Annotated in this window: 8 protein-coding genes; 5 read left to right on the top strand and 3 right to left on the bottom strand. The window is 65.0% G+C overall.

Translation table 11 applies throughout. The annotated features are described in order from the left end of the window. Positions 1–44: 44 nt before the first annotated feature. Together AC628_RS45850 and AC628_RS21935 are read right to left on the bottom strand one after the other, a co-directional pair. The gene (locus AC628_RS45850; protein ID WP_349510128.1) at positions 45–1,085 is read right to left on the bottom strand and encodes a methionine--tRNA ligase; all 1,041 of its coding nucleotides are present in this window, start codon (positions 1,083–1,085) and stop codon (positions 45–47) included. Beyond that, positions 985–1,725, bottom strand: a complete 741-nt coding sequence (locus AC628_RS21935; RefSeq protein WP_283806636.1) for a class I tRNA ligase family protein — start codon at positions 1,723–1,725, stop codon at positions 985–987. The genes AC628_RS45850 and AC628_RS21935 overlap by 101 nt, the downstream gene beginning before the upstream one ends. Before the next feature lie 261 nt (positions 1,726–1,986). On the opposite strand from AC628_RS21935, the gene AC628_RS21940 reads away from it, so the two are divergent. Further along, complete coding sequence (locus AC628_RS21940; protein ID WP_074128823.1) at positions 1,987–2,178, top strand: DUF1192 domain-containing protein; 192 nt, start codon at positions 1,987–1,989, stop codon at positions 2,176–2,178. 503 nt (positions 2,179–2,681) lie between these two features. Further along, positions 2,682–3,194, top strand: a complete 513-nt coding sequence (rcdA, locus tag AC628_RS21945) for a protease adaptor protein RcdA (RefSeq protein ID WP_074128824.1) — start codon at positions 2,682–2,684, stop codon at positions 3,192–3,194. A gap of 16 nt (positions 3,195–3,210) precedes the next feature. On the opposite strand, the gene pdxR is transcribed toward rcdA, so the two are convergent. Continuing rightward, a complete protein-coding gene (gene pdxR / locus AC628_RS21950) occupies positions 3,211–4,719 on the bottom strand; it encodes a MocR-like pyridoxine biosynthesis transcription factor PdxR (RefSeq protein ID WP_074128825.1) in 1,509 nt (502 codons plus the stop codon). A 99-nt stretch (positions 4,720–4,818) separates the two neighbouring features. On the opposite strand from pdxR, the gene AC628_RS21955 reads away from it, so the two are divergent. The 3 genes from AC628_RS21955 (at position 4,819) to AC628_RS45425 (ending at position 6,973) form a co-directional block, all read left to right on the top strand. Continuing rightward, a complete protein-coding gene (locus AC628_RS21955) occupies positions 4,819–5,445 on the top strand; it encodes an FMN-binding negative transcriptional regulator (protein WP_074128826.1) in 627 nt (208 codons plus the stop codon). Between the two features lie 144 nt (positions 5,446–5,589). Beyond that, positions 5,590–6,207, top strand: a complete 618-nt coding sequence (locus tag AC628_RS21960; RefSeq protein WP_074128827.1) for a LysE family translocator — start codon at positions 5,590–5,592, stop codon at positions 6,205–6,207. Between the two features lie 463 nt (positions 6,208–6,670). After that, positions 6,671–6,973, top strand: coding sequence for a hypothetical protein (locus AC628_RS45425; protein ID WP_245321267.1), 303 nt, complete (start codon positions 6,671–6,673; stop codon positions 6,971–6,973). The last annotated feature ends 608 nt before the right edge of the window (positions 6,974–7,581 follow it).

A 7,581-nucleotide genomic window follows, 5' to 3' on the forward strand; every position in this document is an offset into this window, starting at 1 on the left:
ATTGGCGGATGGCATACCGCCTTTTCCAACGAAGCGAAACGCCATTAGGCCCCGAACCGGTTCGTCAGATGGTCGGCTTTTTCAGGGCTGATTTTGTCGACCAGCGGGCCGAAGCTCGCGACCGGCGTGCCGGCACCATCATCCAGCAGCGGGAGCAGTGGGCCATTGGGCCAGCGCGGCAGGGCATCGTTGCGGCCGAACGCGCCAAGCACGCGCTCGGACAGGCTTGGCACGATGCTCCACGCCAGCGTCGCGCACAGCGCGACAAGATTGAGCCCGACGCGGGTGACGACCGCTGCACGGTCAGGATCGGACTTGATTGCCGTCCACGGTGCGGTGTGTTGCAGGTAAGCGTTCGCGCTATCCCAGATCGCGCGGGTCGCAGCCGATGCGGCGCGAAACTCCAGCGCCGTGTGGTGACGGTGGAGCGCTGCGACCCGCTGCTCGAGATCATGCGCGAGCTTTTGCTCGGCGTCGCCGGGTGCGCCGCCACGCGGGATGCGGCCGCCGAAGCCGCGATGCGCAAAGCTGATGATGCGGTTGGCGAGATTGCCGAAGATGTCGGCGAGATCCTTGTTCACATCGGCAACGAACCGCGCGACGCTGAAATCGGTGTCGGCGCTCTCCGGCGCGTTGGCAATCAGCCACCAGCGCCAGAGATCGGCCGGCAATTCCTCCAGCGCCGCATCGGTGAAGATGCCGCGCTTGCGGCTGGTCGAGAACTTGCCGCCCTCGTAATTGAGCCAGTGGAATCCCTTGATCACGTCGGCGGTCTTCCACGGTTCGCCGGAGCCGAGCAGCGTCGCCGGAAAGCTCACGGTGTGGAACGGGATGTTGTCCTTGCCGAGAAACTGAATGTAGCTGACCTCATCGGCCTGCCACCACCATTGCCGCCAGTCGCGGCCGGGCGCGGCATCCGCCCATTCCTGCGTCGCCGCGATGTAGCCGATCGGCGCGTCGAACCAGACGTAGAACACCTTGCCGTCAAAACCCTCGCGCGGCACGGTAATGCCCCAGGCGAGGTCGCGCGTGACGCAGCGATCGCGCAAGTCCGCATTGAGCCAGCTCTTCGCGGTCGACACCACGAAGGGGCGGCCATCCGCCGCGGCTGTCGATCCATGCACCGATCTTCTCGACGAGTTGCGACTGGCGCAGGAACAGATGACGGCTGTCGCGGATCTCGAGCGCGCGGTCGCCTGACAGTGCCGAGCGCGGCTCAATCAGCTCCGGCGGATCGAGCAGCGTGCCGCAATGGTCGCACTGATCGCCGCGCGCCGATCGATCGCCGCAATGCGGGCAAGTGCCGAGCACGAAGCGATCGGGCAGGAAGCGTCGGTCGACCGGCGACCACACCCGGCGCGAGGTGCGCTCTTCGATGAATCCGGCTGCGTCGAGCCGGCGATAGAAGTGCTGCGTCAGCGCATGATTGTGCGGCGCGCTGGTGCGGCCGAAGTGATCGAAGGACAGACCAAAGCGCCGGTAGATGGCGGCCTGGACGGCGTGCTGCGCGTCGCAGAACGCGCGGACGTCTTGTCCGGCTTCGATGGCGCCGAGCTCGGCCGGCGTGCCGTGCTCGTCGGTCGCGCAGATGAACAGCACGTCGCAGCCGATCTGGCGGCGGAAGCGGGCGTGGACGTCGGCGGGCAGCAGCGAGCCGACGAGATTGCCGAGATGCTTGACGCCGTTCACGTAAGGCAGCGCGCTGGTGATGAGAATTTTGGTCATGGGCTGAGCTCTCTCGCGTTCGGTGATGCCGACCCCGGGCCATCAAAAATTAAAAAGCCCTCCCGCATGATCGGAAGGGCTTGGGGTCGGCTCATGCCTGGCGCGCAGGCGCACTATCCCGTCCGGTCAGACTCCTTGCGGTCGGGCCGGGGCATTCGCGTCAGATGTTGCGCGCAAACGAAAGTCACTGCAAAATTCTCCTTGACCCGACACTTAACATCCCTGGACGCATGGCGCCAGACCACATCGCCGGGAGGACACATGCCGAGTGAGGATGAGGACCGGCCGCGGAAGAAGATCAGCCACGAGATCGGACAGGATCTCTCGCTGCTGTCGGTCGAGGAATTGACCGAGCGCATTGCGCTGCTCACCGCCGAAGTCGATCGCCTGAAAGAGGCGATGACCAAGAAGCGCGCGTCGAAGGACGCCGCGAACGCGTTCTTCAAGTCGTAGCCAGAGCGACATCACATCACGTCGTGCCGGACAAGTCCTCGTAGCCCGGATGGAGCCAACGGGTCGCGCGAACGCGCGCCCGATGACAGGCTCCGCGCAATCCGGGGCCGCTCTATCCGCTCATGCTCCATTCCCGGATTTCGCTGCGCTCCATCCGGGCTACGCATCGGCGTGCCTGCCCCCGTCCCAAACTAGGTCAATGGCCGACATGGCAAACAAAGCCTGAAGAAAACCGTTCATTTACGATCGGTTAAGCTTTCTCGATTATGACTGCATTGTCCTCGTTTGGACACCGAGTGGCTCCTGTCCACTCTGTTTGACGCCTCCCTGTTATCAACTTCAAAAGCCGCCGGAAACGGCGGCTCTTTTTTGTTGCGTCCGCGGCTGGAAACCATAAATCCGGTTGCGGCTGGACTCTTCGGCGCGCCCGCGCAATGATTTGTTCATCATAAGCTGGCGCGTGAGATGCCAGCGGGCGTTAAGATGGTGTGAGGGCGTTAACCATGGCCGATCGTTCCCAGAACGAAGCCGGGCTTGTGCTGTTCAGTGAACGGCTGACCAATTCTGCGGCATTCGGCGTGCTGTTCCGGGAAGGCATGGACCTGGTCGAGCAGACCGCCGCCTATCTCGACGGCGACGGACGTGCCGAGGCCAAGGCGCTGGAACGGTCCGTGAGCCTGACCTATGCCACCGAAAGCATGCGCCTGACCACGCGGCTGATGCAGCTCGCCTCCTGGCTGCTGCTGCACCGCGCGGTCAAGGAAGGCGAGATGACGCTGACCCAGGCCAATCGCGAGAAGACCAAGGTGAAGCTGTCGGCCGCCGATCCCGGCCCGGCCGACATGGTGATGAAGCTGCCCGAGCAATTGCAGCAGCTGATCGCCCGCTCGATGGATTTGCAGGCCCGCGTCCGCCGCCTCGACACCACGATCCACGCGCCGGCGCCGGATCGTTCCTCGATCGGCAACCCCCTGGTGCCGCAGCTCAACCGGCTTAAGGCTGCGTTCGAGCAGTAAGAAGCGAACAGTCAAATCAGTATGACGCGCGGCGCGGCTTGGCCCGCCGCTGCAATCTGTGTTGATCGAACACGCGTCGCAGCCGTATCGCGGCCGCCTCCAGCTGCTCCGGTTCAAATCCGCCGAAGCCGAGCATCAGGCCGCGTCGCGCTGATGCCTTGTACATCGGTGAGATCGGCCGCACCACGACGCCGTCGGCGAGCGCGGCCTTCGCCAATCGCACATCGTCGACGTTTTGCGGCAGCCACAGCAAGAGATGCATGCCCTGGTCGCTCGGTTGCAGCGTGACATCATCAGGCATGTGCCGTGCGAGCGCCGCGATCAAGGTCGCACGCCGCGCGGCGTAGACGCCGCGGATCCGCCTGATATGCGCCTCGAACAGGCCCTCGCGGATATAGGCCGCCAGCACATGCTGGTCGGCGGTCGGCGAGTGCCGGTCGAGCAAGGCCCGCGCGCCGGCGAAGGCGTCGATCAGCGGCTGAGGCGCCACGACATAGCCGAGCCGCAGCGAAGGAAACAGCACCTTGCTCAGCGTGCCCAGATAGATCACGCGTGACGGGGCGAGGCCCTGCATCGAGGGGAAGGGATGCCCGGCATAGCGCAGCTCGCTGTCGTAATCGTCCTCGACGATCCAGGCATCGCGCCGCGCGGCCCATGCCACCAGCGCGTTGCGGCGGGCCATGCTCATCGGCATGCCCAGCGGATATTGATGCGACGGCGTCACGAACGCTGCGCGCGCATCCGGGCACGCGGCGATCGCGGCATCGACATCGATGCCCTGCGCATCGACGCCAACGCGCGTGGTGACGAGATCGAGATCGTCGAGCACGGCCGTCATGCCGGGATAGGCGGGATCCTCGGCCCAGACGCGATCGCCCGATGACAGCAGCACGCGGCCGGCGAGATAAAGGCCCTGTTGCGTGCCGGCCGTGATCACGACCTGCCCGGGCTCACAATGCACCGCGCGCGATTTGCGCACGTAGTCGGCGATCGCCTGCCGCAGCTCCATCAGGCCGCGCGGATCGCCATAGCTTGCAGGCGCCGCCGCGCGCGATGCGCGCACCCGGTTGCCGAGCCGGCGCCAATTGTCGTCCGGGGCGACCGCGCCTCCGGGGACCGCGATCGCAAACGGGACTTCGGGCATCGGCGTGAAAGCTGTCACCACTTTGGCGAGCCGCGCCGCGCGGGCAGGCAGCTGGATCGGCGCGGATTGTCTCGGGCTGCGATCGACCGCGACGGGCTGCGCCTGTTCCGCAAGTGTCGGCGCCACCCGGGTGCCGGCACCGACCTGCGATTCCAGATAGCCCTCGGCCTGCAATTGCTCGAACGCCTCCGTGACGGTGCCGCGCGCCACGCCGAGCGAGGCCGACAGCGCGCGCGTCGACGGCAGGAATTCCCCGGCCTTCAATTCGCCCTTGGCGATCGCGGCGCGCAGGGCCTGCGCGAGTTGGCGCCCGACCTGCCCGGCGGCGCGGTCGATCGCGCCGAGCGAGGGGATACTGATGGTGTCGCGCAGGCGGGCCATAGTGGACCAATAATTATGATCGAAAGTGGCTCTTATCATAGGCCACTTCGGCGCTATGGTGCGAGCAGCAATTGATTGAGGACGACCAAGAGGTCTGCCATGTACCTGCCGCCGCATTTCAAGATGGATGAGCTCGGCCCGATCCACGCCGCGATGCGGGCCTCGAAGCTCGCGACGCTGGTCACCGCGACCGCGGACGGCCTGATCGGCACGCCGCTGCCGCTGATCCTCAATGAAAGCGAAGGCGATTGCGGCACGCTGTACGGTCACGTCGCGCGGCCCAATCCGCAGTGGAAGCTGCCTGCCGTGGGCGAAGCGATGGCGATCTTCATGGGGCCCGACGCCTATGTCACGCCGTCCTGGTATGTGACCAAGGCCGAGCACGGCAAGGTGGTGCCGACCTGGAATTACGTCGCCGTGCACGCCTATGGCCCGGCCGAGTTCTTCGAGGATGCCGACCGCCTGCTCGACGTCGTCACCCGGCTGACCAGGCTGCATGAGAGTTCGCGCAAGGAGGTCTGGCAGGTCAGCGATGCGCCCGATGATTTCATCAAGGCGCAGTTGCGCGGCATCGTCGGCTTCCGGATGCCGATCACCCGGCTCGACGCCAAGAAGAAGATGAGTCAGAACCGAAAGCTCGAGGATCGTGCTGGTGTCATCGCGGGGCTCGGCGAAAGCGACGATCCTGTCGACCGTGAGGTCGCGGCGATGATTCCTGCGAACTGAGATGCTTGAACAAATGCAGCCTGTCATTGCGAGGAGCGATAGCGACGAAGCAATCCATCCATCGGCATATGCGGGCAGATGGATTGCTTCGCTTCGCTCGCAATGACGGCGGAGGAAGTTATCGCCCAGACATTGAGCCCGCACATGGAATTGTACCTCGCCTTCGCAATCACGACCGCGACCTTCGCACTGATCCCAGGTCCCGCCATGCTGTACGCCGCGGCCCGCACGCTCGCGGGCGGCCGGCGCGCCGGGCTGATGGCCTCGCTCGGGCTGCATCTCGGCGGCTACGTCCATGTCATCGCCGCGGCCGCCGGCCTCGCTTTGCTGTTTCACGCGGTGCCGCCGCTCTTCACCGCGATGAAGCTGGCCGGCGCGGCCTATCTGGTCTGGCTCGGGCTGTCGCTGTTCCGCGATCGCGACAACACCAAGCGTCCCAAGCTTGCGCCGCTCTCCGCGGAGCGCGCCTTTGCGCAAAGCGTCGTCGTCGAGGTGCTCAATCCGAAGACCGCGATCTTCTTCCTGGCGTTCCTGCCGCAGTTCGTCGATGCGTCGGCGAGCCTGCCGGTCTGGGCTCAGCTATTCCTGCTCGGCACAACGGTCAATTTGACCTTCTCGGCGGTCGATATCGTCTGCGTGTGCTTCGCCAGCGCCGTGATGGCGAAGCTGCAGCGCTCCCGGAGGTCGCAGCGGATCATGCAGCGGATCGGCGGCAGCATCCTGGTCGCGCTCGGCGCGCGGCTGGCGTTCGGGGATCGCTAGGGGGCGGCCATCGTCCGTTAGCGGCGATCGTGCCGGTCAACGCCAGAAGCGGACATCGTAACGGTGCGAGCCGTCAGCGTTCTCTTGGCCGCCATGTCGATGGCCAGTCGTCTGCGGAAATAATTTCAACCCTAGGTGGCCTCATTCGGGATGTATGGTACCGTGCGCATGGCGGGGCGGCATTTCCGTCCCCGATTTGGGAGGGCATCTCATGAGATTGTCGCCGAGCCTTGTCGCGCCTTCAACTGTCGCTGTGTTGTCGACCGTCCTGCTGTGCGGCCCGGCCGCGTCGCAAACAGATTCCGCAAAGCCGCTACCGTCCATCACGATTGAAGCGCCGAAACAGGTGGCACGGACAAATCGTCCGACGCAAACGGCAAACACAGGGGTATCTCACCGGAGATCGAGAACCACCCAGACGTCATCGTCGTCCGCACGAGCGCCATCGCCGGCGCCGGGTTCCGTGCTGGGCAGGATTGCCGCGCTGGAGAAAGTCGCCAGCAATTGCAACGGTGGTTGTGAATCGAGCCTGCCGCACGGCAAGGACCCCTGGGTCGGGTGCAGCGAGTCGGCGGGCGGACAAGCATATGGACCGTTCTCGTCGACGTGCAGGGACAACCTCACCTACAAGTCCTACGTGGATTGCGTCGAGACCAAATGGTTCCTGGGCGAGTACCGAAACCGGGCCTGGTGGCTTTGCAGCAGCCTGCAGGCCGCCGGGAAGTTCAAGGTCGCCGAGCTCAAGCGACCAAAACGTCCGCGCTAGGTCGCACTCCCGCGGGCTGTCTGTTCCGGTTGAACGCAAGCCCTGCGTCTCTGGACGTCGCGAGCGTGCCACACACTCACTGTCGTCCCGGCGAAGGCCGGGACCCATTGCCCCAATGGCAGTTGCTGCGCGACGATGGGGCCACAGCCCTCTTCAACGACACAACCCTGTGGTTATGGGTCCCGGCCTTCGCCGGGACGACAAGCGGAGAGAGTCGTGTCCCACCCACACAGTCATCGCCCGGCTCGCCGCCTCCGCTAAAGCTTCGGCGCGCCCGGGAGTCATGGCCCCGTCGAAGCCTTGGCGAAGACGGGACCGGGCGATCCAGTACGCCGCGGCCTCTCGGCTCAAGCACTGCCGTCTCTGAATATTGATCACCCGCCTTCGGCCTTCGCGGGAGATGACACCGCGTGAATCATCCACCGCTGTCGTCCTGGCGAAAGCCAGGACCCATTACCCCGAATGATTGTCGTCGAACGATGCTGGGGCCACGATCGCTGTCACAGCCAATGGCTGTGGTTGATGGTGTGGACGGCCCCCTACGGCATCAGTGTGCCAGAATGAGGTTGTGCAATCTCAAACGAGGGGACCGTCCGTGAAGCAGATTA

Origin of the sequence: Bradyrhizobium sp. NAS96.2 (genome assembly GCF_001908235.1) — a bacterium.
In the GTDB taxonomy this organism is placed as follows: domain Bacteria; phylum Pseudomonadota; class Alphaproteobacteria; order Rhizobiales; family Xanthobacteraceae; genus Bradyrhizobium.